This window comes from Aurantimonas manganoxydans SI85-9A1 (assembly GCF_000153465.1).
GTDB lineage: Bacteria > Pseudomonadota > Alphaproteobacteria > Rhizobiales > Rhizobiaceae > Aurantimonas > Aurantimonas manganoxydans.
The window spans coordinates 1-1137 of the sequence record NZ_AAPJ01000028.1 but is presented as its reverse complement, the minus strand read 5'-3'; the positions used below and the strand labels follow the sequence as shown (position 1 = coordinate 1137).

Below are 1137 nucleotides of genomic sequence, written 5' to 3'. Positions count from 1 at the left end.
GTACAGCGGCGGCGCGTGCGGCGCTGCCCGACATCAAGGCCCGCACTGCGTAGGCGTTCCGGTCAGCTCATGAAAGTGTCTCTCCATGGAAGATGCCCGGTTCGGCTTTGACGCCTACCACGTCCTGCTCGTGGCGCTGGGATCGAGTTTGCTCGTCTCGTACTGGGTACCCCATCTGCTTGTGAGGCGGCCGCCTGCTGCAACGGCGCTTCTCATGGCCTGCGGCATGGTGGGTTCACTGCTGTTTCCCGACATCGTCAATGGGATCGACCCCACGCAGAATCCAGCGATCTGGGAGATCGCGGCAGAGTTGGTCGTGATCGTCGTCCTGTTCGCCACGGGCCTGCGGATCGACAATCTGGGTGGATTGCGGCTTTGGAGCCCAACCTTCCGGCTCCTCGCCATCACAATGAACCGCGCCGGGTTTTCCGGAGACCTCATTTCCTGAGAGAATGGGGTCATCATGACAAAATCGACATCGAAGAGATATTCGCCAGAGGTTCGTGAGCGGGCTGTCCGAATGGTGCGAGAGCATCGAGCTGATCACGCTTCCCGGTGGGAGGCGATTTCATCCATTGCGGCCAAGATCGGCTGCTCAGGCGAGACGCTGCGCAAGTGGGTGCAGCAGGCCGAGCGTGATCAGGGCGGTCGTGCTGGACAGACGAGCGAGGAACGGGATCATCGTCCTCGGCGGAGCCTTCGACACGCGGGTGGCGCGCACGCGGGGCATGAACGAGCTGAATGACGCTGCCGACCGGGTTACGGCGGGCATGGAACTGGCACAGCGCTATCCGAAGGCGAAGCTGCTGTTCAGCGGCGGCGTCGCGGCGCTTCTGGAAGAGGACATTCCCGAGACCGAGGCCGCCGAGGCGCTCTACAGGGGGCTGGGGCTCGCGCCGGACCGCCTACTTCTCGACGGGCGGGCGCGCGACACCTTCGAGAACGCCGTCTTCGCCAAGGAGCTTGCGCAGCCGAAGCCGGGCGAGGTGTGGGTGCTGGTCACCTCGGCGTCGCACATGCCGCGTGCCGTCGGCTGCTTCCGCGTCGCCGGCTTCGACATCGTCCCCTATCCGGTCGATTACCGCACGCCGTCGGGGCCGGCGCTGTGGCGACCCTCCAGCACGACGACCCGCAACC

At 65.1% G+C, this 1137-nt stretch carries 2 protein-coding genes and 1 pseudogene; all 3 read left to right on the top strand.

Translation table 11 applies throughout. From position 1 onward, the window contains the following. The first annotated feature begins 85 nt into the window (after positions 1-85). Positions 86-448 carry a hypothetical protein gene (locus SI859A1_RS00225; protein WP_009207882.1) on the top strand — a complete coding sequence of 121 codons (363 nt, stop codon included), beginning with the start codon at positions 86-88 and terminating at the stop codon, positions 446-448. A gap of 15 nt (positions 449-463) precedes the next feature. Further along, positions 464-709, top strand: a pseudogene (locus tag SI859A1_RS20610) (transposase); the annotation flags it as partial. Beyond that, on the top strand, positions 651-1137 hold a 487-nt coding region (locus tag SI859A1_RS00220), incomplete at its 3' end, for a YdcF family protein (RefSeq protein ID WP_244400829.1). The pseudogene SI859A1_RS20610 and the gene SI859A1_RS00220, both read left to right, overlap by 59 nt.

Coding starts and splice junctions, on each gene's coding strand:
- SI859A1_RS00225 (WP_009207882.1), top strand. CDS start 86: ATGGAAGATGCCCGGTTCGGCTTTGACGCCTACCACGTCCTGCTCGTG.